Below are 23,584 nucleotides of genomic sequence, written 5' to 3' on the forward strand. Positions count from 1 at the left end.
GGTTTCTCGTAGGCGTTGGAAACGCGGAGCGCTCACGGGCGGTCAGGCACTTCAATCCGGCCTCTTTGATTCCAATGAAATTGTTACGTGTGTATCATCGTGGCACTTTTCTCCTGCATAAGAAGTGGCGTTTTATGGGTATCATGCGAAGGATTGCCGGGAAGATCAAAAGAACCATCTTCCCCTCTCCCGAGGTGCAGGTGCGAATCCAGCCGGGTTTGCCGAGCTGCGAAGACCGGCTCAAGCACGCCGCCAGCCTCGGTTACAGTCCCGGCGTCGTGTTTGATTGCGGTGCATTCATTGGCCGCTGGGCCCGGGAAGTGCACCAGATATTTCCTGGCGCAAATCTGGTGTTGATTGAGCCGAATAGTGAACTCTATGCACGAATTGCCGAAAACACTCAACCCTTTTCCTCTCAGGTCCAGTTGATCGAAGCCGCTGTCGGTGAGCAGGATGGCCGTATGCAGTTGAATATCTGGGAAAATCCGAAGCACGGGAATGAGACCACAGCCCTGGCTGCGTCCTCCCTCCTGGATCACGTTCAGGGGCAGGCCACGCGCAGCCTGGACGTGGCGGTTAAGCGGATTGACGATATCGCCCAGCAGGCTGGTTGCTGGCCTGATTTGCTGAAGCTGGATTTGCAGGGGGCAGAACTCCCCGCTCTGAAGGGTGCCGTGAAAGCACTGGAAAACTGTGAGCTTTGCATTATCGAATTCGGCTGCCTGGAAGCCTACAAGGAGCGTACGACACCGGCTGAGTTGATGTCGTTCATGGATGAAATGGGGTTTGCGCTCTATGACATCGTCGATGTCCGCTATCGCCCCTATGACAAGGCGCTGGTTGGCGGGGATTTCTTCTTTGTGAAGCGCAACTCCGCACTCAAGTCGCACAAGGACTATTTCTGATCTCCGGCCTCGATAATCATAACGACAACGAATCCGTAGCAGTTCGCCCATGGCCAGGTTAAGTATCATTATCGTCACACTCAACGCGGCCAGCGCACTTGAGAAAACGCTGGACAGTGTCTTCAGCCAGACCTTTGACGACTATGAGCTGGTGATCATCGACGGGCAGTCTACTGACAGGACCGTTGACATTATCCGGAATTGCGAGGAGCGTCTCGGTTATTGGGTGAGCGAGCCAGATGACGGCATCTATGCCGCCATGAACAAGGGATTACAGGCCGCGTCCGGCGAATATGTCCAGTTCCTGAACGCCGGTGACTGTTTTGTCGACAGCGCCGTTCTGGAGCAGGTTTTTTGCACTGACGACAGGCCCGACCTGTTCTATGGGGACATATACCGGGTGGGTGTGGATGGTTCCCTGAAAGTCGTGTCAGCCGAAGATTTCACGGAGAAGAATCTGTTGCGTCACGGGACCGGTGTAATCTGTCACCAGGCCATGTTCGTGCGCAGGGCCGTGACACCTGTTTACGACACCAGGTACCGTTTCAAGGGTGAGCTCAACTGGTATTTCGACCTGGTACAGGCGCCGGGTTTCCGCTATGTCAAATGTGAACACGCCATCGTCAATTATGAGTTGGGCGGCTGGGGCTACCAGAACTTTTTGCGCAATCGTCTGGACTGGATTCGCGTTGCCATCGATCGATTTGGCTGGCCTTCTGTATGGAAGAGCGGCCTGCTGGGTTACCTATGGATAAACAGTTTCTTCCGCTACCCTGTGCTGAAAAAGGTTGATCATGTGCTGAAGCTTCCCGGCAAACTGATCCGCAAGTGCCGACGATTGTTTTCGGCGTAGCCAAATAGACCGTATGCTGCAAATAGAGACAGTCACGTAAAATGGATTTCGTGGACTGGAGAAGATGAGTTGAAAAATATAGTTGTAGTCGATCCATTTCCTACGGGTCATCACCTGACCTACCTTTGCACATTTACACTGTGTTTCCTGCGGCAGGGCAATAGGGTGCTGGCGCTTTGTCCGCAGCCAGACCTGGTACGTGAGTACGTTCGCCAGCAGGCACCCGAGCTGGAGGGGCAGCTCGAAGCAGTCCTGTTTGCCGACGGAAATACCAGCTACGACGGCGTTGCAGTTGGAAATGTACGGGCGTTTGTCCGGGTCCTGAAGCGCTGGCTGAAAATCACCCGGCTGCTTTTGTCCAAACCCTACCGGGGCCTGAAGCCGAAAGTATTTTTACCCTGGATTGACAGCTACCTGAACAAGTTCCTGGGCCCGGTCCTGCATCGTATTATTTTTCCCTTTGACTGGAGTTGCCTGTACTTCCAGCCGAAAATTGGTAGGTTCATCGTGCAGCCGCAAAAGTTGCACCACCGGTTTTTCGATCGAGAACGCATTTTTCGATCCCGCCGCTGTAAAAGTGTGGGTGTACTGGTGGAGGACGAAATTCCTGAACTGAGCCGGCGCATCGGTGGCAAAGAAGTGTTGCTTTATCCAGACTTTGCCCACGTGGAGCATGTTGACCTGGTGGCGACGAAGTTTGCGTTTTTGCGGGACCAGATTGCCGGTAAATTTTCAGTCGGGCTGTTTGGCTCGCTTGCGTCACGGAAGGGAATTCACACGCTGCTTGACGTCGCTTTCTCGCTCAGGGATGACCCGCGGTTTTTCTTCCTCTTTACCGGTGAAATGATCGAAAGCACCTTCTCGGCGGATGAATTGAAGCGGCTAGCATTCATCCGGCAGAAGTGCGAGGGGAAAAATGCCTACTTCTTCACCGAGAGGATAGAAACTGAAGAAGAGCTGAACACAATAATGAAGTCCGTGAACCTGATCTTCGCGGTATACGAACGGTTTCCGTTCAGCTCCAACATGCTGACCAAGGCCGCAAACCTGGCAGTGCCTGTAATTGCAAGTGAAACCAGCTATATCGGCCGTCTGACGAAAGAATTCGGGCTGGGAACCGTGATTCCGCCGGGTGACAGGCTCGCACTGGAAGAGGAGTTGCTGCGGCTGCAAGGTGAGCGGAAGGACACCCTGCCAGAAGGCTGGGATGGCGAATCATTTATAAACAGAAACAGCGTAAAACGCCTGGAAGTAGTGCTGGAAAACGCGCTTTAGTTAAACTTACCGGGGGAGATATGTCCTGCAGTCAACGATTGAACCAGCTCGAAATTCTGGATAATCACTGCTTGCCGATCAGCTTCTTAACGCCTCGCTTGATGCGTCGCAGAAGGGGTAATCGGAGTTTCTTTTCCAGTGCGAGATAGCGATTTTTGTAATCTCCGTGTTCTCTAAGCAGTACATCGTCATAGCTTCTGTGGATGTCAAAGTAGTACCTGCTTTGCTCCACGAAGGCTATTGAATTTTGCTTGAGGCAGTCTTCTCTCAAGCCAACACAAAATTCCCCGCCGGGATTGTTCATCACAACGTTCACTTCGTGGGGTTTAAGTTCCATCCCAAACGAGAGGACCGGCCTGGTGCAGACCTTGCTGGTAAGCAAGTGGGACCGTTTTATCTTCTCGGAGGGTTTCACGCCATACAGGTCGACTTCCAGGTCGAACTGCTTGAGGGTCGGTTGCAACTCCTGCAGTGTCTGGGGGGATAGTTCGCAGAAGGCGTCGTATTTTTCCCTGATTTGTTCAAAAGGCAGGAGCCGCAGTTCCTGGTCCTGCATCTGCAAAGGTACCTGGAGTACGCTGTGTTTTTCCTTGTGATGGATTCCAACGTCTGAAAAATTCGTGGAATACGATTTCTTGGGATAAAGAAAGTAAAGATCGTTCGCGATAAGGTATCTGATGAAATATTTCTTCCAGGAGGTCTCCGGCCATTGGCTGACGTTGTGAGGAATCATCTCCTCGTCAGCCCAGACGCTGTTCTGCTCATACCATGTACGAAAGCCTGTCCATTGCTCCGCGGTCCAGCACTGGCCCCAGGATGATGCAATCTGCAGGAGGTAACAGCTGCTGGAGGTCAGGTCGAGGGCTGAAAATTTCTGTCGCGCAGTCTCATTCCACTGGTGGTTGTATAGCGATACACCGGCAATTTTCGCTTCGGATTCATAAAAGGCCAGAGCAGTCTTCGCGTAGCTATAGAAATGAGGCGAAATGTACAGATCGTCCTCGAGGAGAATGGCAGACCCATATTCAACGGCGAAATCCCCGCAGCTGAGGACGTGTTTGCGAAGTCCCAGATTCTCCTGGTGGACGATGACGCGCTTTTCCCCTTGGGGCCAGGAAAAGTCCTCTGCCAAAGTGGGGACTTCGTCATTGCCGCTAAAATCAACGCTGATGACCAGGGGTGTGCCGGTGGGGATCGCGGCATGGCTCATGGAATTCAGCAATCGCTTCAGGGAGTCTGGCCTGTTGTATGCAATTATGACGATAACTGGGGCCATGTAGAATGAAACCTTGGTTTTATTTGTGGTGGAGTTCAGCGCAGCATGCAGAAATTTACAGGTGTTGCGACCTTCATTCTAATGCCGACGATGAAACTCTCAACAATCCTCGCGACTTATTGCTGAAAAGCCCGAAAACCACCCGGTCAGGCATGCCACGACCAGGCTGAGTTTTACCGGCGCCCCCATGCTGATCTGGTTATCAGCGCCGTGTAAAGATTACTGAGTTATACAGTATGGAGTACATCGTATAGCCGTGGCGGACAAGGTACTGGTATAGTTCGTGCTCGACAATATCGCTGTACAAATCCCGCTTGATCTCGACAATCATGACGGCCGGTTGGTACCTCTCAAGGTCCAGGCCCTCCAATACCGCCAGCTCAAACCCTTCAACGTCAATAGAGAGTAAGTCTATATTCTCGACAGACTCGGCCTCCAGGATAGAGTTCAGGGTCCTTACAGGTACAGTTACCTCTTCCTCGCAGCGGATGTTCTTGGCTTTTTCAAGGCGAACTTTTTCCTGCTGGTCAAAGGTGTTGTAGGCGCCTTCTTTGAACATATAAAGCGTCAATTCTCCCGGGCTGTTTGATACACCGCAGGGGTAGAATTTGTCTTCGGGCCGAGCAACCAGAAAGGCCCTTTCCAGGCCTGGAGTGGGGTCTATGTTGATGCCTCGCCAGCCGCGTCTGTAAAGCAGGTGAGTGTTAGAGAAACGCACCGGGCTGTGCGCACCGACATCTACATAGAAACCACTGGCTTTTGTAAAGATCCGATTCAGGATTAGTTCCTCTCCTTCCTGTGAGTAGCACAATTGTGGAACATCGTTTCCATAGCCCAGTTCAACCAGGTTCTTGTGAATCAAGTGAATAGAAGTCGAGGGTGCACAATTCGTGCTATTGATCGCCGCTTCCGTCCGACGCCATATTCTGCTATCGCCAGTGCAGGCGAGTTCTGCAATTTTTGTGAGTACTCGAGGAGACCCAGTCGTAGACGAACTGAGTCTCAGGAGCGGCTCGATCGAGTCAATGAGTTCCTGCCGCTTCGCGGGCGGGGCTTTGATCAGCCTGAGCAGGAATTTGGCCACGACATCAAGATTTGGAATGAGCAAGCGAAACCCTTTTCCTGGTCGCGTTGTACGTTGCTTTGGCTGCGGCATAGACTGGAAGTTTTGCAATTTTGTAGCGTGCGCCGTGCAGCATACTAGAAACGCCAATATAAGTGTACGCGGATAGATTTGGCCGGTGCCCTGAAGATTTGCGAGCGGGATAAATCAATACGCTGGATCACCGGTACAACTCATCCGTTCTGTTTGTGAAACTGGCTGGGAAGTTGGTGTTACCTGCGATAGTGTCACCGCAGACCTGGATAGGCTTGAGGGGTGTTAATAATCTCTATAATTATCAATTGGTTAGATGGCTAAAGGAGGGCGGGTGGTTTTCGGGTTTCTGGAAGTTCGGGCTCGGACAAGCTAGCTTGAACCCGGTTCTTCATTCAGGCGGGAACAGATAATCATTCTGTTTATGGAGTTATTCCCCTCTGGTCGCGCTGCCATGTGCACAGGGTTGGGCCTGTCCGGTCGTTCAGGAACTGGAGCCCTCACTGGAATCCAGGTAGCCATATTCCGACAGCTGGCTGCTTATTGTGTTGAAGATGATATGCTGTTGCTCTGCTGGCAATGTCCTCCATTGCCCTCTTCCGTCAAATAGCGGCTGATTTATCTGCCAATTTCTGAACTGAAGGTGGTTTGCCTCTGTCTGGTCGGGCGGCCGGGAGATTTCGTTGCTGTAAAAATAACGGTTTTCACGGTCAAAGCGAGCCATTTGGTATTCATAGTCCTCGCTGATGAAGCCGAGTATTTCCACCATTGTCCCCTTGAAATCTGTTACGATATCCTCGTATCGAAACCTGTGGACGCGGGGATGTTCAATAAATCTGTCCCCGCTACGATTGTCAGCAACCCACCGCTGAATTCCTCCTTCCAGGTCACCGGTTCGCTTGAATAGTGATGTCGCCACATCGCGTCCGTCCCGGAGCATTATAATTACCTTTGCCCGGGGATGAACGGCAAGCAGCTCGTCTATATGGCGGATATGCCGGGGCGTTTTCTCCACCCACCTGGTTTTGCCTGTGGCGACAGTCAGCAAGTCAAAGGTGTGGAGATAGGCTCTCCTGTTCGGCTGTTGTATCAGGTAGCTCTCAAACGGCACCGGATACAGGTTGGAATGGGTGCCGAGGATGGCCAGTAGCAACGATGTACCGCTGTGACCGCAGCCTACGATAAACACTGGTGGCGCTTTCACGCTGATTCCTCGAGCAAAGCGGTTGAGCAAGTAGGTGCGTGTGGACCAGTCCCGAACCCGGTGTTTCGAGATAATGTCCAGATCGGCTTGCGTGGGGAAAACTCCACTATACCTTACAAATAAATTACCAAGTGTTGATTTACGGCTGACCATGTTGCTGCTACCTGTCAGTTGACGCGTTCAATATGTCGAATACAGGACTGTACCGTTTTGAATGTGGCGGAAATTTCGTATGATTGCGTTCAGCATTCTACCTGGCAAGTGACGTTTGTGAAGGCAGTAATCCGGGCAAATGGTATCGAGATGGCTCAATTTTCGAATATAGGGTTCTAATAATCTGTGTTCAAAATTGGCGACCTTCAAGGCTTTGACTTTGATGGCAGCGTACTATTGAACGATGAAGGGCGAACTCTTGGCTTTCTTAATACAAGCGATGTGTTGTCTTGAAGTCCTTGAATGTCTCTTGGTTGCTATAAGTCCTGTGGTGTGGTCAGGAGTAGTACTTGATTTTTAGGCTTCTCAAGCTGAATCAGTCGACTGAAGCATGTATGGCCAGAGGGCCAAATCAGTTGCAGTCGTGTGGACAGGGTAGGCTTGGCGGCTACTTTCTATAACATTGGATTTTCTATTCCTTTGACACACAAACCAAGATGGTCTTGTTGCGCAATATTCGATCTCTATTGAGACGCTACAAAGCGTTGTCCGGTGATCCTCTATCCTTGTCTTCGGGGAGTTCGCTGGGCGCGTTTTTGGCTATTCTTCCGGTATTCCCGTTTCGTTCAATGCTGATCGTCCTGATATGTCCATTGGTAAGAGGGAATGTCATCGCTTGTTTCCTGGTTGCGACCGTGTTGGCTAATCCACTGTTGCTTCCACTCTGGTACTATTTGTGCCTTCTACTCGGCAATTGGCTCACACCCATGCAAGTGGATATACCGAGGGTGTTACAGGTAATTGATGCCAGTTTGAAACTGGGAGGTCTTGAGCAAAAAGTACAATCTATAGTTGAGCTTGGGTTGGATACTGTCGTGGTTTTAATGGTGGGCGGCCTGGTTTTAGCAACTCCGATTGCGGTTACAGTATTTGTTGGCAGCTATAAAATTTTTACAAAAAGCGAAGAATTGAAACGTAACAAACCCTCTGTCTAAAAAATTCAGTCAATCAGAGAAATCGAGTATATATGAGTACCGAAAGGAGTAACCAGAAAATACCGGATCTACTGGATGCATTAGCCGCTGGTTGGCGAAGTATCGACGGAAAATATAAAACGGCGTTTTTTATCTGTCTGGTAGTGAACGTTTTTGTCTACCTGATATTCATCACCCAGCAGCCTATGCATAATCACGGGATTCTTGAGCGCCTGCTCCGCATGAATCCGATGGAACAATGGCCGGCTGGCAGGTGGTTTTCGCCTGTTGTGTTGGGCATGTTCAATTTCGATAGTCTGATGGTTGTATTGCCAGTTGTGGTTATCTGCCTTCATGTAGTTGGTGGGATGCTGGTAGTAAGGCTCTGGACAGGTTCGCTGTCTACTTTTTATTTAACTGCAGGCGGCCTGTTTATGTCGCTTTACCCTGCGGTTATGACTTCCTTTAATTTTTTCTTTGTGGGGCCGCTGTTTTCCCTGCCACACTTGATTGCTCCCGCGATATTCCTGGTGGTTTCGCGATTTTCTGTGGGCCGAATATTGTTAGGATCGATTCTGACATGCTTGATGATGGCCAGTTATCAGCCGGGCCTGAGTTTCGTGGCTACTCTTTTCACAACCTATGCAGCAGTTCTCTGTTTAGAAACCAAAGGTAGCCTGAGTCACGCATCCAGGACTCTGGTTAGCAAGCTACTGCCGATTGCTATTGCGATTGTAGTGGGCGTTGTGGCCTATCGAATAAGTCTGGTCGTGTTGAATATAAAAATAACAGAAACAACAAAAACCATTGAGTTTTCCAATTTTCTCCAGCGATTGCTTTTTGTGTCCAAGGCCGGCGTTAAATCGCTATTTATGACCCAGCCGGAGTTTTTGGCTCCAGTCAAATACCTGTTGTTCGGTGTGCTCGTCGCTGGTGCTGGCTCTGCGTCGATACACGTCCTGCGTAGCAATCTTGAGGCTCGATGGATTCGAGTGGTATCGTTTGCTACTGCTGTATTGGCTTCAATTCTCGCAACCAAGGCAATGTACCTTGTGTCGAGCAATAATCAATTATTCATTTATCGCTACAATCACGCTCTTGGCTACCTCTACCTGTTCGGCTTCTGGCTCTGGTTTCGGTATACAGAGCACAATCAAATCTCGCGCAATTTCGCCTATGTTATTTTTGCGTTCTGCCTGGTGAAGTTCGCTTATGCGGATATCGGGCGCCAGCAGGTGCTCCTGCGTGCAGAAACACATTATCTGGCTACAGCAAACAGGATTCTGTACAGGATTGAGTCCTTGCCCGGGATTGACTTGGACAAAAGCTACAAAATTGTCCGATTAGGCGGGTTCTCAAAATTCAAGCTGGATCAGCTGTCCCGCAGAGGGCACGAGTCTGACTATATTGGGAGCACTCACTTTGACGCTGAACTTAGTCCTGTATGGGGGCCTGGAGATATTTTTTTGTTTCTGGGAACGAGACTCAAGTTGCAGGGTTACATGAATCCAAACTTTGTTCAGGATATGAATCTAGCCACACAGTTGGCGAGAGGGCGTGGGAAGTGGCCTGCTGCAGACTCCATTTTCATACACGAAGATATGATAATTGTTAACATGTGAGCACTCTCGCAATACTCCAGGAATGAAAAATTGAAAAAGCTACTCGTCTTTATTGTCGCCTACAATGCAGAGAATACCATTGAGGAGGTTTGTGAGAGAATTCCGGACGAAATTTTCAGCATTGCAGATACTTCCATACTTATTATAGACGACTGCTCCAATGACGATACTGTAAGCCGGGCCTCAAAAATAAGTATTGAGACCTGCGCGGGTCTTAAAAGGCCGTTAGTGTTGAAAAATCCGGTAAACCTCGGATACGGAGGAAACCAGAAAGTCGGATACAAGTACGCGATAGACAACGGCTTCGATTACGTGGCGCTGCTTCATGGGGACGGTCAGTATGCGCCCGAGATGTTGCCAGAACTGTACCGCGGTTTTCTGGAGAATGACGCAGACGTAGTCTTTGGTTCGCGTATGCTGGTAAAAGGGGATGCGCTGCGTGGGAACATGCCTCGATACAAATATATCGGCAACAAGATACTAACCGGTTTCCAGAACCTCGTTCTGGGGTTGAATCTTAGTGAGTATCATACGGGGTACCGACTTTACTCCACCAAAGCACTCCGCCAGATTCCTTTCTATTTGAATACCAATGATTTTCACTTCGACACTGAGATCATTATCCAACTTTCACTCTCGGGACAAACTATCGTGGAAAAACCCATTCCCACTCACTATGGGGATGAAGTTTGTCATGTCAATGGGATCAGGTATGCGCTTGATGTGGTTCGGGTATCGTTTAGCGCCTTCCTGATGGAATTGTCGTTGATGTACGACCTGAAGTATGACTGTAAGCCAGAGAGTTCAGAACACTATATCGATAAGTTGACGTTTGATAGTACGCATGCGCGTGTAATGGAGGCCGTCGAGGATTGCCAACATGTGCTTGATCTGGGCTGTGGTCCAGGACACGTCGGTTCAGAACTGAAAAAAAGGGGGAAAAATGTTGTCGGAGTCGATCAGTTCGCGCCGACCGAAGTTCTTGATGGGTTTATTCAGGCAAATTTGGATGAGGGACTCCCTGAAAAGCTCGAATACCCTTCCTATGACGCTATATTGCTATTGGACATAATTGAGCATCTCAAAAACCCTGAACAATTTATGCTTCAGTTACATGATTCGGGGGTAAAGCCAGGAACCAGGATTATTCTTACAACAGGCAATATTGGTTTTCTTTTATCACGAATTACACACTTATTTGGTGCTTTCAATTATGGCAAGCGGGGAATTCTGGATATTACTCACCACCGCCTGTTTACAATCCGTTCGCTAAAAAACCTCGTTAGTCAAACCAATTTTGACGTCAAAGAGGTTCAGGGCATTCCTGTGCCTTTCCCCCTGGTTTTTGGTACCAACATATTTTCCAGGTCACTTACGGCTGCCAATAATTTTTTAATTCGCCTGCATAAAGGACTTTTTTCCTTTCAATTTATGCTGGTTGTGGAGTGTCGACCATCCTTGAAGTCACTACTCTCCGACGCTCTTGCAAGTCAAGCTGGATCAGTGGAGCCTGACGTTAGCAATGTCAGTGTGACTTGAAAACAAGCGGGTTGCCGTTGGGGTTGATGAGATAAATTCTCCAGGGTTATTCTTTCCAAGCTAAGATTGGTGGCAGTTTCAGTATACACTCCCGGGCAGTTATCACATGCAATCTGAAGGCTCGCCAGAGTCAAGTTGGCGCCTGGAGTTAAAGATTCGAGATGAGCGACAATAATAAGGAGATTCTGGCAGAGGCGAGCCTGCTGTTGGGCCATGGTCGGGAATATGAAGCGTATAAATTGTTGCGTGTGGCCAAGCAAGGCAAAATTGCCGATGAAAGTGTCGAGAATACAATCGCTTTCCTGGAAAAGAAGGTATCAAGGAACACAATCGTAGCTTGGCGTCACGACGGGCTCGGTGAGCGCCTCATTACGATTATCATCGGCCTGCATACAGCCCAGGTATTGGGCCTCAAGTTTCTCTTTGTCTGGCCGCATGAGAAGGCAATGTACGAGCTGTTCTCGATCAGTGGCCGGGGCACGCATTCGGTTGCGGCAGATCCACGAGACGTCCTGTCTGGGGAACTGGTGGAAGGACACCTGGTCTCCGAAGAAGACCTTTTACACCCGGAGGGTAATTTTTATTTCGATAGCCCGGATTACCTCAATCTGGTTGTGAACTGCTTCGATAAGGTGAAGCGGAAAGCCGTCGATCCTATTCCCTCATGGTTGGCCTCGAACCGAATATTTCCCGACCTTGAACAGGCATTCAGCCAGAGCGATTTTAAACGTTTCTACTTCGAAAAGTTGTTCACACGTGAAATAAGGCAACAACTTGACGCTGTTAGCCGGCTCGCCCTTCCGGAAAAGCGGGTTGCCGTTCACATCCGTGGCGGTGATATCGTATATGGCGACACCCGGTTGGTGGCCACCTTTGGCAGGCTGAAATCTATCAGCCTGCCTGTGGCAGACGAGGTGTGCAGGCGTTTTACGGAGCGCGGTTATACTGTTCTGGCATTTGGTGCGACGTTACATGACCTCAAGGCCCTGAGCGAAAAATATGCAGCCGTTTTGACGGTGGAGGATTTACCGCTTGAACCCTGTGACCTTCACACTCAGGTGATTCGAGAGATCGCCCTGATGGGCGATTGTGAATATCTCATTTCGAGCAAAGATACAGCGGTGACAAAGCTGGCAGTATTGATCGGCGGAACGGAACTGCTTCCACTGCCTGGCTGGATAAGCGTAGAGGACGAGCACCGGATTCTCAGGACAGCGAGAGGCAGTGAGGAATATGAATGCTATCACCCGCTGCAGAAGGCCTTCGTCAACTACTCGCTCTATGCTACGGCTCCGGCGGACGAGGTATTTGAAACGCTTTTTGACTTTGTCATGACTGCTCACAAAAGTGATCCTGATAATCCAAGTTACCTGGTTCTGGTTTTTTTCTGTGCGAAGGTATGTGGAAAGGTTGAGATTGCTGAATCCGCAAAAGTGCAGTTGGAGGGTAGAACTGGGAAGGAATTCCACATCTTTTTGCGCAATGCGAGGGTCGAAAATCGATTCATGCGCTTCGATGAGGCGGCGACAATCCGGTTGTTTCGCTCCGTGGTCAATGACGCAAAGTATGACGCGGATACACGAGAGACCGCGGGGCAGTTACTGGCGACATACTGTGTGTCCTCATCGCGCAGTTTTGTTGGGAGGGTGAAGTCCTATTTGATGCGTAAAATGAGACGTGCGAAGAGTTAGTTCACAAAAAATCCGGCTCGTGCGCGACGCCGGGCAAAGGCACTATTGCGGGTTAAACAAATGAGAATACTGATTCGGAATTTGCAAGCATGTTGAAATATCTGCAATTCGAATATCACAGCTGGCAGGACCGAGTTCGGGTTATTTCCTTGGTCTTAAGGGGAGGTAACTTTGCATGGTTATAAAACGTCTAATGCGAATGCTGCGCAGGAAAATGTCGTCCTTGAGTTCCGGGGGAGAGCCTGATTCGGCCAGCCTGCAATCGCAGAAATCAGAACAGTACCGTGGCATGGCAAGCGAGATAAATGATTTCTGCGGATCACTTGACGGGCTGCGAATACTCGAAGTGGGCCCCGGTGGTGCTGACAATAATCTATCAAGCTATATCGCCGAAAATTTCAACGTCAGAAAAGTTGTAGCTATCGATCCTGTTGCAAATCCGCTCAAAAAAGGTAATCGGCTGGAGATTATCAGGGGAGATATCAGGAAAACAGACTTTGCCGATGATGAATTTGACCTGATTACATCGATTGCTGCATTCGAGCATATTCCCGATCTCAACCTTGCGCTGGAGGAAATGTACCGGATTCTAAGGCCGGGGGGGCTTCTGTACACAAAGTTCGGACCGATCTGGTCGGGTCCATGGGGCCACCACCTCTGGGTGAGAGGTAACAACTCACTGTATACCTATAGCAATACGGCACTTCCTTCCTACTGCCACCTACTGATGAGTGAGCAGGAAATCCTGGCGCACTGCACCGAAGTGATGAATATTCCTACGGAAGATGCCCGGTTGATTGCCCGATTTGCCTGCGAGAATAGCGGGCAGAACCGGCTGTTTTATAGCGACTATGAACAGATTGTTCGGGATTCGCCGTTTCAGACGCTGTTTTTCTATGGAATCAACAAGTTTCCATTGACCGGCAGTTATGCTGTCGGGGATTACAGAAAACTGCTGCTTGACCTGAACAGCCGCTTTCCCGGCAAGAGTGGGTGGAACCATAATTCGATTTTTATGCTTTTGTGCAAGCATGAGAAGTGAATCAATGACTCAAGTAGCCGGGTTCAATGAGCGCATTGATATCGGAATGATATTGTTGAAAAGGGCGAAAACTTTTTCATGAATATACAGAACACGCTGAAACATTCAGTTCGTGACTGCATTGGTTATATGGCATCCCTGATCGGTCCCAAATTCACGGCCAAGATTATTAAAGCGTTGGCACGTGGAATGACCGACGACGATTTTGAATGCGGCTTTGGTTATTCCAGGCAGTCGCTGGGGACCAGGCCCGGGCACTTCTACTCGGTTATACCCGACATGGCCGCGGTCCGTGAGCGATACGAAGAGCTTTTAATGAAGCCGCGAAGGGAAATACTCGGAGTCGAATTCAATCTTGAAGGCCAGTTTGCTCTTTCATCCGATCTTGGGCCGCTGTTTGCGGACTTCCCCTACGCATTTGATGAGAAAAGCCAGTCAGTTCGCGGCAATTTGAACGGCCATGTAGCCCGTTACATGTCGGATACGCGAAACCGGACTTTTCATCTGGACGCGGTTGTATTGCAGGCGATGTTACGCCATTTCAGGCCTCGGCGTGTAATTGAGGTAGGCAGTGGTTATTCATCCGCGGTCATGCTGGACACGCGGGAGCGCTTTGGCTGGCAGGATCAGAAACTGACCTTCATCGAGCCCTATTCCCAGGAATATTTTTTCCCCTTGCTGCGTGGAGACGACCGGGACTTTGTGCGGCTGATAGAAAAGCCACTGTGGGAGGTGGATGATGAGGTATTCCAGGAATTGCAGTCTGGCGATCTTTTATTTATCGATTCAAGTCACGTAGCCAAGATCGGAAGCGATGTCTATCACTATCTGTTCGATATACTTCCGAGGCTCAATTCCGGTGTCATTATTCATATTCACGATGTTACAACCTATTTTGAAATGGCACCGGAATGGTTCGAGTGCGGCTGGTTTTGGAACGAAGGCCAGTTCTTGCGCGCATTCCTGATGTATAACAATGCGTTTGAGGTGCTGTTTCATTCGAGCGCGATGTGCTGGTTGTACCGTGACGCGCCAGGTATGGCGGAACTTCGCGCGCATAGAACGGAGACTTTCAAATTGCCCAGTACGCAGTGGTCGAATTCTTTCTATTTCAGGAAAAAATAGTGGATGAAAGAATTCGGTGAGGCGGGTCTCAGGTCTCGCTGTACGTGCTACGCCAGAAGTTTTCTGATGCGTAGCCGGGAAATTCCTCCAGGTAAGTCTTCTGAAGTCGGGCGTAGGTAACGGCCAGGCGCATTGCGCACAGGGCAAAACTGCAAAGTAATCTGGTTGCGCGCCACTGATCGAGCGAAACCAGCTCGCCCGGCGAGTCAGGAGTCACAGCGTAGTAAATGTGCTTGTGGCAGAACACCTGTCCGAGTCGGGCCTTGATGCCCGGCGCCTGGTACACGGGAGTTTTCCTGTGAAGAAATCCGGGGATCAGCAGGCCGTTGAGGGTCAGTATCATGGCGATCTTTTTCGCTGTGCTGTCTGCTTCCAGTTGTTTGACGACTGTCCCGGGCGGTCGCCTTTCGAGAGGAACTCCCCTGTCAGTTTCCGAAAATTTCCTGAGTAACGGAAACCGGCTTGACATGTCCAGGTTCTGCCGGAAGAACGAGGGCCCTTGCATGACATCCAGGGCCGCCTGAATACTGGCGTCGGCGCTTCCATACCGGCATGACAGGAGCGACTTCAGGAAAAGCGCGCCGAGTCCTTTAAGGGTCCTTATACGCCCGTGGCCCAGAACGGCAATTTGCTGCACCAGGTGGCTACGGGAATCGAGATAGCTGGTGGTAGCGTTGTGCTTGGCTTCGAAGGTATCCCCGTAGGCTGAAATGCCGTTGATCGTCAGGACGTTGAACCTGTTGGTTAGAGAAAATGCTACGTCGTCACCACGTACAAAAAACGGGAACGGAAAGAAAGCCAGATCCTTCATGCAAAAGCCAAAAAACCACCAGCCGCCGTAGTTGGGCTTGAAGACCTCGCGCTCGGCCAGCAACAGGTGGTACGGCGAGCGGGTGTCCAGGTTGCGATGGATACGGTGACAAATGCCGTCGAAATAGCCACCGACTTCATAGATCGTGCTCGCATCCGCCAACTGGATCAGTGAACCGGCTATTGCCAGCCTCTCGGTAGTGGCGTACGCAAACAAAGACATCATCCGCTGGATAGAGCCGATTTCGCAGGTCGCGTCATCGTCCATGAAAAGGCAGTGGGTAATGTTTCCTTCATCAACAAGCTGCAGTAATCCCCGGCTGAAGCCACCTGCTCCCCCGTAATTCCTGTTGGGGATCACCCGTATGTTTCCCTCGGTCTGAATCCCGCAGTTGTCTGAATTGTCCACAATGATCAGTTGAACCTCTGCCTGGTTTGGATCAATGTGCAATAGTTCGTTCTTCAGCCTGTCTACAGCTGACTGGATGGCAGAAACCCTGTTGAAGTGCGTGATGACGATTCCCAGCTTGACGCTATTGACTGGCGGTCTGCTGGTGACGAAGTCGATCGAGTCGAGCACTAGGTCTTCCTGTGCGTGAATACGCAGGAAAAGTAGCCCGCTTGTGGAGTCTGCCAGCTTTACAGCGTCGAGTGGGAATTCTTCGTCTTCCGTAAGTGCCAGTTGCCTGCTGCTTAACAACTGCTCTACCACTGGGCCCTCGGCCATCGGTACTGTCATTTCTGGAACGCCAGGTGGAGGTGAGGGAATGGTTGCCAGCCGCAGTTCGAGCGTGCATTTTCCAACGCCCTTTAACCTCAGAGATATCGCATCGATGTTGGTGTTGTTGCGCCATTTGGCTATCGAAAAAGCGTTGTAGAACGTCAATGTACTAAATACGCTTCCCTGGCTGATCTGCAGCTTGCCGTTTCTCGCTTGATACTCACCCTCGTCAAGTCGGAAATAATTTTCTCTTGGCCTGTGTTTTTGTTCGCCGGGAAAAATGAGCTCCTGTAAAAGGTGATATTGCTTCCCATCAGGGTAGTGAGATTTCACCGTTTCATGCATTGGCAGGCCACTGGTCATGTGTGTTCACATATTCGGCAGCAATAACGCCATTCTGTAAAGCTCTCACCGGACTCGCCATGACTTGATAATGTTCTTCAGACTCTGGGCCGAGGCCCGGTTCAAGGCAGCGTATTTCAATTTTTTGTACAGAGATGGCGGAGGCGCGTCCCTTCTATTGATAAGTTCCTCGTGTGCAATGACCGATTCCAGCGTGAGCACTGAGCGCAGATCTTCAATAAGCTCCTGCTGGCAAAAATTATCGAATGCGATATTGATGGCCTCGATTTTTTCTTTGAATGCCTGAATATTCTGGGGAGATCGCAGGGCATTGCCGCGCATAAATACCAGACGACGCTCATCTGGCTTCATCGACCAGACTTTGGCCAACCGGTCTGTCTCCAGGGTTCGTTCGTCGCGTCCGGGATTGGCTTTGCGGTTGTTGTCAGGCAGCTGGCATTCCATCTCAATGCCAACCGCTTGCCAAAAGGAACGCAAGTGATTTTCCGGGTTGGATGTGTAGGGTCGGATGATCAGCGAATCCGATCCGAAAAGTTCGCGCCAGAATTGAGCGTTAAAACGAGGGTCAACCAGTGCTGGCGCGAGATAGAAGACAAAGTCCGAAAACCTCCCGCAGGGCAGTGGCGACTTATTTACCTGGTTGTACCAGGATTTGCAGAAACTCATTGGCTCCCTTACATACATGATCACACGTATGTTGTATCCCTTGAACAGGTTTGAAATTTCTTCTCGTACCAGCACCTTTTTGGGTTCGGAAAGAGAAGGAAAGCGGAAGAATTCTTCTGAAGATATCAGTATCTTGTCCACCTTGCTTCGTGATATCTCGTCGCGAATATCCAGGCACAGTTCATTGAAGGACCTGTCCTGTGTGTACCACAGGGGTGTGAACTCGTCGTGCTTTTTCAACAGGCTTAGCGGCAAGGCACTGTGGCTCACCCCGGCACCGACCGGTCGCGCGCTGAGTAAGTATCGAACGCCTTTTTGCTCCAGCTTTTCCCTGTTGGTGTGACAAAAGCGTTGAATCGCGGTTGTCCCGGTCTTGAAGTTGCCGATGTGCAAATATACGGTCTTCATCTCAGTTGGTCCGCCTATTGCGTGGTATCAGGCCCGCAGAAATAATTTCACAGATTGCGGTCCGACCGGCGACTACTGTCGGGATTGTGACCGGGTGAGGCTGCACTGTTATGCCCAGTAGAAGGCCTGCATGTACTGTCCAATCGGTGGGTCGGCCGGATCTGGCCCCAGCTCCCTTGCCGCTGCCGAATTCTGTCAATTCTCACACGATTTTCCGGTGGCTTGACCAGCGTATGTTGAAGGTGAATGTGTTCCGGCTTCACCCCGGCTGCACACGTTGGCCAGGATTTTTACCACCAGGAATATAAGCAATGGAGTGGAGTAGATAACCGCTCGATTGACCTGGGTAAAATCCTCGGCGAATTGATAGCGATCCGTAAAGTAATAGACAAAAGCAGTAAAGCCCAGCGAGGTCAGCAATGCCACCGAGGGCAGGAAGTTGTCGGCGATCAATCTCGGCTTGAGCAGTATGATGATAGCCATAGGCAGGAGCAGATACCACAGGATATTCCAGTTGATCATCAGGAAAAGTGTTTTCGCCATCGCCTCGTGGACCGGATGGTATTCCAGCGAATAGGAGCCGAAGTAAGGCACTTGGATCGCGTCCGGGGATAGCGTTAATTGCCCGATTCCCGGCAAGGTTACATCAAGGCCAACATACCAAATCGCCGATACCAGAAACACGACTGCACTGAATATGACGGCGAGCCAGCGCTTTTCGATCCTGGGTAGTGAAATTACCAGGGCCGCCAGGGCGATCGCCGCCATGATCAAGCCCGGTACCTTGAGCTGTGCGAGGAAAATCGTCAGTAGAATCGCAATCACGGCGAATTGCCATTGCCTTGTTTCGTCCCAGGCTATAACCGCCAGCACTGAGCAACTGAATGTCACCGTGACCCACAGGTCAGCGTAGCCAGCGAGCGCAGAGTGGACGTTCACGAAGGGCATGCTCAGCAGTAAATAAACACCTGTCATGGCGCCTGTGCGCGGTATCCCGGCCAGTCGCAAATGCCCGTAAAGTGCACAACCCATAGCGATAGCTACAATCACCCAGGGCAGATAGATGACTGAGGCATCAGATGTGTCGATGGCCAGCATGCTCCATAGTTGGATCAGCGGTACGCCATTCGGGTATTCCCACGCATTATAGGCTCCCAGGGTGTAGTCACGTGCATTGGCCGGGGCGCTAAGCCAGGTATCCGGATCTACGTAGTTCACGAATTGCTTGAAGTGGAACCAGACGATCGCTTTTGGCGCCCAGTTCATCCAGGCATCCCACGGGAACAGAGGGAGAACCAATACCTCCTGTAATATGGTCGCATATCGCCAGACCAGTAAAATCAGCAGGAAACCGCAAAACAGCCATCCGCCACCGCCGATCGGGTGTCTGGCCGTCCCCTGAGTCCTGCCATCATCAAGTTTCCAGGCGGCGCATGCCCCCAAAACTGCCAATAGCGACAAGGTAATCGCCACACCTGCGAAACCAAGAGTAATTCCGGCCGTAGCCCAGCCCCTGAGCACCAGGGTCGTGACAAATAGTCCAAGTAGGTACCCGTGTCCGATTACCAGCCACCAGTTCCAGGCTTGTGTTCGCTTGAGGAGGCAGTAAACCCAGACGCAGCCCAAAAGCCAGGGAAGCAGGATCGAGATAATGGCACCCGACATGTTGATTTCGCTGCTCATGGCGTGATCGTGTAAAGGTAGAGTGCGCCGGGGCTCTGGTCATCGATGCGTTCCACCGGGATGGAGCGGGAATTCCAGCGAAGAACATTACTTTGTTCATCGTAATCCAGGCCCGGAACCTGATCGAGTACCAGCAGGTAATCACCTTCGCGCAGTTTGGCAGGTATTGGCAAGTGTCCAAAATTGAAAATATTGTGTGGAAGCAGGTAGTACTGCATCTTCAGGCGCCGATAGTCCCGCCGGGGTGAGTTGTGCAGTAGATAGATTTTGACTCCAGGCTCGGGCAGCACCTCCTTGAGATGTAGCGCGTACTGGTACAGGTCGCTATCCAGCTCCGCCAGATGTTTTTCATGTTGGGTTTTGCCACCAAATAGGAATTCGGATTCTTCCAATTGCGCCGAGAGGTTGCGTTGCCAAAGCATATCGATAACCAGCCACGGCCCCAGGACCGCGCAAACCACAGCAAGCCGAATGTCGATACGCCACAGCAGGCCTGCCAGGAACAACACCACCAGCGCGCCGCCAGCCCAGCACGCCATGGCCAGCGGCCGGGGAAGAATCTGGTCATAGGGACCGCCCATCAGGTGATGCGCCGAGCGCTGGTTCCAGGTTTCCAATCCCGTCCACTCACTCCAGATTGAACGTATTAAATTCCATGCTGAAGTCGGCAGAAAATCCAGACTTTCGACGACCTGAGCCACCTCCCGTAGTTCGCCATAGACGTCGACACCTATTTCAGTGATAGTGCCTTCCCATGCGGGATTATCTGCCAACATACTGACGTGGGCGGAGTCGTTGATGCGGGGTAGGATGATGTGGCTGGTTTCATCGGGCTTTTCAGCGGTACGCCAGATAAAGTAGTAGAAGCTCCCGGGGTTCTGGCCAGTAATTCTGAACTGCAGATAAGGGTAGTCGTCCGCTTTGAAGCCCACCCTTGTCGTGTAAATGCTTCGCGTATCTTTCGGACCCACTTCCAACGCGGTAATCCGCATTCCTCCGCTTTCTGTTTCTTCACCAGCTCCGCGTCGTGCTATCAAACTTTTACCGCTAATGCGCCAGGGTCGTGCGGATTCGTGTTCTGTACCCGCATGCTGTCGAATCAGTTCCGGCGTGAGCAACAGATAGGTAGAACTCAGAACACCGCCGCTGACGAGGAGCGCAAGAAGCGCATAAACCAACCCGAGACCGAGATCCCGAAGTTGGGGGTAGTGCCCGTCTGATGTCCTTTCTCCAGAATGGGCCATATCACTCTTGCTCAGTCCTTGATCAGGCGGCTCTGGCCTGCTATGGAATGCTTACCGTCGTGGCCGCGTTGCGAATAGCTTGCCAGCACCCGAGGGAACCGGCAAACCCGGCAAGATTACTGCGAAAGAGCTCGATAATTTCGCTCACGTCCAGCCCCTCGGGAATACTGGCCAAATCCCCGAGGGCAGCCGGCACCTGCATCGCGTCGCCCACCTGCCGGACGCTCTGTTCCAGCCAGTCCTGCCAACCCGGCGGCCGAATCATGCCATCCTGCAGTAATCTGTTGAGTCGACTATATTCATCGCTCTGGGCTTCCGCCACCTCCTTGCGGAACTCCATCTCCAGTCCTTTATCGCTGGTCTCCGAGAGCTGCCGCATTAATGCAGCCAGCGAATTCAACCGGCTTTGCGGTGTAATGCCTTCGTCGTAAACCGTTCGGTCGGTGACATACTTGTTGATGTTGAGTTTGCCCTTGCCATCGCTGGGGGCGGGATTCGGGTCGCCCTGGCGCTGCTCGATCGGGATATGCGGCACGCTCCAGGCGTATTCCAGCACGGCCGAATGCGGGTGCAGGTATTCGGTTATTGCGCCAAACAGGTAGTCCTCGCCGCGGAAGACGGGGAAATAGGGCGGCAGCAAAGCTGTGTTGTCGAGACCGCTCACCTGCGAGATTACCGCCAGCTTGCTGAACAGAGGCTGGGTCTGGCCGAGCCAGTAACAGCGACTTTGCAGCGCGCCTCCGACACCGCCATTAAAATCCAGCAGGCGTTTGCTGGAGCGGGCGTCCAGGGTATAGAGCCACTCCGTGCCGGGCGTCCCGGGATCGCCAACGGTGCCGGACTGGGTGATCAGCACCGGAGAGTCGGCGCTCCACTGGCTGAGGTAGGCATTGTTGGCGCCCGCGAGGTCTGTAGCCTGCAGCGGCTGGCCGGTGAGCTGCTTCAGGGCCTGGCCCATGGTGAGACCGAGGCAGGAGGCATGGCCGTTGAGGGGGTCGAATTCGGTCCTCGTCGTGCGGGCTTCCATTTCCTGGGTATTCGAGTAGAAGTCCACCTCCCGTTCGCGCTGTCCGAAGCCAACACCGTGTTCCTTGTGGGGCGACTCCACCGCGAGGCAGAGGACGTCATCGTCCATTACGATGGCGCGGCGGCCCACGGAGAGCAGCAGGCAGAGGTTGCGGGCAAGGCCGTAGGTCTTCTCGCCGGCCCAGCGCTCGCGGTCGACCAGGAAGCGGATGGCTTCCTCCTGCTGGGGTAATTCGGCGATCAGGTCGTCCATCAGCTGGCGGGCTTCCGCGGCGCCGAAGTAGCGCATGTTGCGCGGCGATGTCAGGTTGAACTGCTCCACCGCCTCGCGGTTGCGTTCGGCATTGCCGCTGTCGCGGGAATCGTCGATGAGGAAGATGGCCTCGTGGCGGCTGAGGTTGCTCGAGCGCAGCATGGTCTCCAGCAGTCGCTCTACTGCCGCCGGGCGGTCGCAGGTGATGATGAAGGCGCGGGTGGCGGGGCGGTCCACCGCCGGTGGTACTGCGGTGTTCAGTCGCGCGCAGGCGGCCTCGGCACTCACCATCAGTCCGGCGTCACGAACCATGCCGAGCACGTTCATTACATCGGCTTGCTGGCCGGCGAGTTCGGGAATGCTACTGACAAGAACCGCGGCGTGGCCTGGCAGGGTGCGGAAAACCCGGCACATCTGCAAGCTTTGCGCGACCGGTGGCGCCACCAGGAACTGGGCGCCGCTTTCGCGGTTGATCAGCAGTACCCCGCCATTGCTCATGTTGACCGCCTCGCACTCGGCGAAGGCGAAAAGACCCGACGGGGCGGGGCTGTTGGTGGCGGTGGTGCTGTCTGTCATGGGGGTGCAAATGGGCTGGAAAATAAGCCGCCCATTCTAGGGGGGCACTGTAGGGCTGTAAACCGCCGCGGCTCAGCTCGCTGCGGCGTTGTGCGCCAGCCGGACGGCCAGTTCGAGCGCCGCCAGCATGCTGCCCATATCGGCCCGCCCGCTGCCGGCCAGGTCCAGCGCGGTACCGTGATCGACAGAGGTGCGGATGATCGGCAGGCCGAGGGTGATATTTACCGCATTGCCAAAGCCGGCATACTTGAGCACCGGGAGGCCCTGGTCGTGGAACATGGCGAAGACCGCATCGCTGGCGTCCAGCAGCTTGGGGTTGAACGCGGTATCGGCAGGGTGCGGGCCGCTCAGCTGCAGGCCCTGTGCCCGCAACTGCTTCAGTGCGGGGATGATCACATCCAGTTCCTCGCGCCCCAGGTGGCCGCTTTCCCCGGCATGGGGGTTGAGGCCGAGCACGGCAATACGCGGCTGCGGGATGGCAAATTTCCGCTGCAGGTCGCGGTGCAGGATGTGCAGGGTCTGCGCCAGCAGGTCCCCGGTAATTGCATCGGGCACCTCGCGCAGCGGCAGGTGGGTGGTCGCCAGGGCCACCCGCAGGGTATCCGCCACCAGCATCATGACCACGCGGGGCGTTGCGGTGCGTTCGGCCAGCAGTTCGGTATGGCCGGAGAAGGGGATGCCGGCATCATTGATGATCGACTTTTGTACCGGCGCGGTGACCATGGCGGCAAAGGTGCCGTCGAGGCAGGCATCCACCGCCCGCTCGAGAGTTTCCACGACATAAGGCGCGTTCGCGGCGCTCAACCTGCCCGCTGTGCAGGGTTCTGCCAGCCCTATGGGCAGCACCGGCAATGTCCCGGGCCGGTGGGCGGTCGAAGGCGCGGAGGGGTCGAAGGTGCTGAGGGTGACGTCGAGGCCGAGCAGTGTTGCCCGCTGCTGCAGCAGGCCGGGGTCGCCAATGGCGACCAGCTGTGCTGCCCAGGGCTTGCCGGCAGCAGCCAGGGTGACATCGGGGCCGATGCCGGCGGGTTCACCGCAGGTGATGGCGATACGGGGTATCGTTGCCATGCTCAGCCAGC

General features: G+C 52.5%; 18 protein-coding genes. 9 read left to right on the forward strand and 9 right to left on the reverse strand.

The annotated features are described in order from the left end of the window. Positions 1 to 134 precede the first annotated feature (134 nt). The 3 genes from ACNKU3_RS18355 to ACNKU3_RS18365 all read left to right on the forward strand — a co-directional run bounded on the left by ACNKU3_RS18355 (position 135) and on the right by ACNKU3_RS18365 (position 3,033). On the forward strand, positions 135 to 905 hold the full coding sequence (locus ACNKU3_RS18355) for an FkbM family methyltransferase (protein ID WP_418261014.1): 771 nt from the start codon (positions 135 to 137) through the stop codon (positions 903 to 905). Positions 906 to 954: 49 nt separating this feature from the next. Next, positions 955 to 1,758 carry a glycosyltransferase family 2 protein gene (locus ACNKU3_RS18360; RefSeq protein WP_418261015.1) on the forward strand — a complete coding sequence of 268 codons (804 nt, stop codon included), beginning with the start codon at positions 955 to 957 and terminating at the stop codon, positions 1,756 to 1,758. Between the two features lie 69 nt (positions 1,759 to 1,827). Then, the gene (locus tag ACNKU3_RS18365; protein WP_418261016.1) at positions 1,828 to 3,033 is read left to right on the forward strand and encodes a glycosyltransferase; all 1,206 of its coding nucleotides are present in this window, start codon (positions 1,828 to 1,830) and stop codon (positions 3,031 to 3,033) included. Between the two features lie 64 nt (positions 3,034 to 3,097). Here ACNKU3_RS18365 and ACNKU3_RS18370 read toward each other — a convergent pair whose 3' ends face one another. From ACNKU3_RS18370 to ACNKU3_RS18380, 3 genes are all read right to left on the reverse strand, one after another. After that, complete coding sequence (locus tag ACNKU3_RS18370; RefSeq protein WP_418261017.1) at positions 3,098 to 4,309, reverse strand: glycosyltransferase; 1,212 nt, start codon at positions 4,307 to 4,309, stop codon at positions 3,098 to 3,100. Positions 4,310 to 4,511: 202 nt separating this feature from the next. Next, positions 4,512 to 5,417: an FkbM family methyltransferase gene (locus tag ACNKU3_RS18375; RefSeq protein ID WP_418261018.1), complete on the reverse strand. Its 906-nt coding sequence runs from the start codon at positions 5,415 to 5,417 to the stop codon at positions 4,512 to 4,514. A gap of 472 nt (positions 5,418 to 5,889) precedes the next feature. After that, positions 5,890 to 6,762, reverse strand: a complete 873-nt coding sequence (locus ACNKU3_RS18380; RefSeq protein ID WP_418261019.1) for a sulfotransferase family protein — start codon at positions 6,760 to 6,762, stop codon at positions 5,890 to 5,892. Positions 6,763 to 7,268: 506 nt separating this feature from the next. Here ACNKU3_RS18380 and ACNKU3_RS18385 point away from each other — a divergent pair. The 6 genes from ACNKU3_RS18385 (at position 7,269) to ACNKU3_RS18410 (ending at position 14,755) form a co-directional block, all read left to right on the forward strand. Next, entirely contained in the window at positions 7,269 to 7,757 is a 489-nt protein-coding gene (locus ACNKU3_RS18385) for a DUF2062 domain-containing protein (protein ID WP_418261020.1), read from the forward strand. Between the two features lie 32 nt (positions 7,758 to 7,789). Then, positions 7,790 to 9,358 carry a glucosyltransferase domain-containing protein gene (locus ACNKU3_RS18390; protein WP_418261021.1) on the forward strand — a complete coding sequence of 523 codons (1,569 nt, stop codon included), beginning with the start codon at positions 7,790 to 7,792 and terminating at the stop codon, positions 9,356 to 9,358. A 30-nt stretch (positions 9,359 to 9,388) separates the two neighbouring features. Then, positions 9,389 to 10,897: a glycosyltransferase gene (locus ACNKU3_RS18395; protein ID WP_418261022.1), complete on the forward strand. Its 1,509-nt coding sequence runs from the start codon at positions 9,389 to 9,391 to the stop codon at positions 10,895 to 10,897. Between the two features lie 161 nt (positions 10,898 to 11,058). Further along, positions 11,059 to 12,588: a hypothetical protein gene (locus tag ACNKU3_RS18400; protein WP_418261023.1), complete on the forward strand. Its 1,530-nt coding sequence runs from the start codon at positions 11,059 to 11,061 to the stop codon at positions 12,586 to 12,588. Between the two features lie 175 nt (positions 12,589 to 12,763). Further along, a complete protein-coding gene (locus tag ACNKU3_RS18405; RefSeq protein WP_418261024.1) occupies positions 12,764 to 13,630 on the forward strand; it encodes a class I SAM-dependent methyltransferase in 867 nt (288 codons plus the stop codon). 78 nt (positions 13,631 to 13,708) lie between these two features. Then, on the forward strand, positions 13,709 to 14,755 hold the full coding sequence (locus ACNKU3_RS18410) for a class I SAM-dependent methyltransferase (protein ID WP_418261025.1): 1,047 nt from the start codon (positions 13,709 to 13,711) through the stop codon (positions 14,753 to 14,755). Positions 14,756 to 14,783: 28 nt separating this feature from the next. On the opposite strand, the gene ACNKU3_RS18415 is transcribed toward ACNKU3_RS18410, so the two are convergent. The 6 genes from ACNKU3_RS18415 to pdxA form a co-directional block, all read right to left on the reverse strand. Continuing rightward, positions 14,784 to 16,649 (reverse strand): glycosyltransferase, encoded by a 1,866-nt coding sequence (locus ACNKU3_RS18415; RefSeq protein ID WP_418261026.1) that lies wholly within the window; start codon positions 16,647 to 16,649, stop codon positions 14,784 to 14,786. 45 nt (positions 16,650 to 16,694) lie between these two features. Further along, complete coding sequence (locus ACNKU3_RS18420; protein ID WP_418261027.1) at positions 16,695 to 17,723, reverse strand: hypothetical protein; 1,029 nt, start codon at positions 17,721 to 17,723, stop codon at positions 16,695 to 16,697. 195 nt (positions 17,724 to 17,918) lie between these two features. Further along, positions 17,919 to 19,406 carry a hypothetical protein gene (locus tag ACNKU3_RS18425; RefSeq protein WP_418261028.1) on the reverse strand — a complete coding sequence of 496 codons (1,488 nt, stop codon included), beginning with the start codon at positions 19,404 to 19,406 and terminating at the stop codon, positions 17,919 to 17,921. Then, positions 19,403 to 20,650: a hypothetical protein gene (locus ACNKU3_RS18430; RefSeq protein WP_418261029.1), complete on the reverse strand. Its 1,248-nt coding sequence runs from the start codon at positions 20,648 to 20,650 to the stop codon at positions 19,403 to 19,405. The genes ACNKU3_RS18425 and ACNKU3_RS18430 overlap by 4 nt, the downstream gene beginning before the upstream one ends. Positions 20,651 to 20,690: 40 nt before the next feature. Then, a complete protein-coding gene (locus ACNKU3_RS18435; protein WP_418261030.1) occupies positions 20,691 to 22,505 on the reverse strand; it encodes a hypothetical protein in 1,815 nt (604 codons plus the stop codon). Between the two features lie 72 nt (positions 22,506 to 22,577). Further along, entirely contained in the window at positions 22,578 to 23,573 is a 996-nt protein-coding gene (gene pdxA, locus ACNKU3_RS18440) for a 4-hydroxythreonine-4-phosphate dehydrogenase PdxA (RefSeq protein WP_418261031.1), read from the reverse strand. Between the last annotated feature and the right edge of the window lie 11 nt (positions 23,574 to 23,584).

This window comes from Haliea sp. E17, assembly GCF_048323675.1.
Classification (GTDB): domain Bacteria; phylum Pseudomonadota; class Gammaproteobacteria; order Pseudomonadales; family Halieaceae; genus Mangrovimicrobium.

Bases quoted from the DNA above. Each gene is read 5' to 3' on its own strand.
- ACNKU3_RS18355 (WP_418261014.1), top strand. From the start codon at position 135: ATGGGTATCATGCGAAGGATTGCCGGGAAGATCAAAAGAACCATCTTC.
- ACNKU3_RS18360 (WP_418261015.1), top strand. From the start codon at position 955: ATGGCCAGGTTAAGTATCATTATCGTCACACTCAACGCGGCCAGCGCA.
- ACNKU3_RS18370 (WP_418261017.1), bottom strand. From the start codon at position 4,309: ATGGCCCCAGTTATCGTCATAATTGCATACAACAGGCCAGACTCCCTG.
- ACNKU3_RS18380 (WP_418261019.1), bottom strand. From the start codon at position 6,762: ATGGTCAGCCGTAAATCAACACTTGGTAATTTATTTGTAAGGTATAGT.
- ACNKU3_RS18390 (WP_418261021.1), top strand. From the start codon at position 7,790: ATGAGTACCGAAAGGAGTAACCAGAAAATACCGGATCTACTGGATGCA.
- ACNKU3_RS18400 (WP_418261023.1), top strand. From the start codon at position 11,059: ATGAGCGACAATAATAAGGAGATTCTGGCAGAGGCGAGCCTGCTGTTG.
- ACNKU3_RS18405 (WP_418261024.1), top strand. From the start codon at position 12,764: ATGGTTATAAAACGTCTAATGCGAATGCTGCGCAGGAAAATGTCGTCC.
- ACNKU3_RS18410 (WP_418261025.1), top strand. From the start codon at position 13,709: ATGAATATACAGAACACGCTGAAACATTCAGTTCGTGACTGCATTGGT.
- ACNKU3_RS18415 (WP_418261026.1), bottom strand. From the start codon at position 16,649: ATGACCAGTGGCCTGCCAATGCATGAAACGGTGAAATCTCACTACCCT.
- ACNKU3_RS18420 (WP_418261027.1), bottom strand. From the start codon at position 17,723: ATGAAGACCGTATATTTGCACATCGGCAACTTCAAGACCGGGACAACC.
- ACNKU3_RS18425 (WP_418261028.1), bottom strand. From the start codon at position 19,406: ATGAGCAGCGAAATCAACATGTCGGGTGCCATTATCTCGATCCTGCTT.
- ACNKU3_RS18430 (WP_418261029.1), bottom strand. From the start codon at position 20,650: ATGGCCCATTCTGGAGAAAGGACATCAGACGGGCACTACCCCCAACTT.
- ACNKU3_RS18435 (WP_418261030.1), bottom strand. From the start codon at position 22,505: ATGACAGACAGCACCACCGCCACCAACAGCCCCGCCCCGTCGGGTCTT.
- pdxA (WP_418261031.1), bottom strand. From the start codon at position 23,573: ATGGCAACGATACCCCGTATCGCCATCACCTGCGGTGAACCCGCCGGC.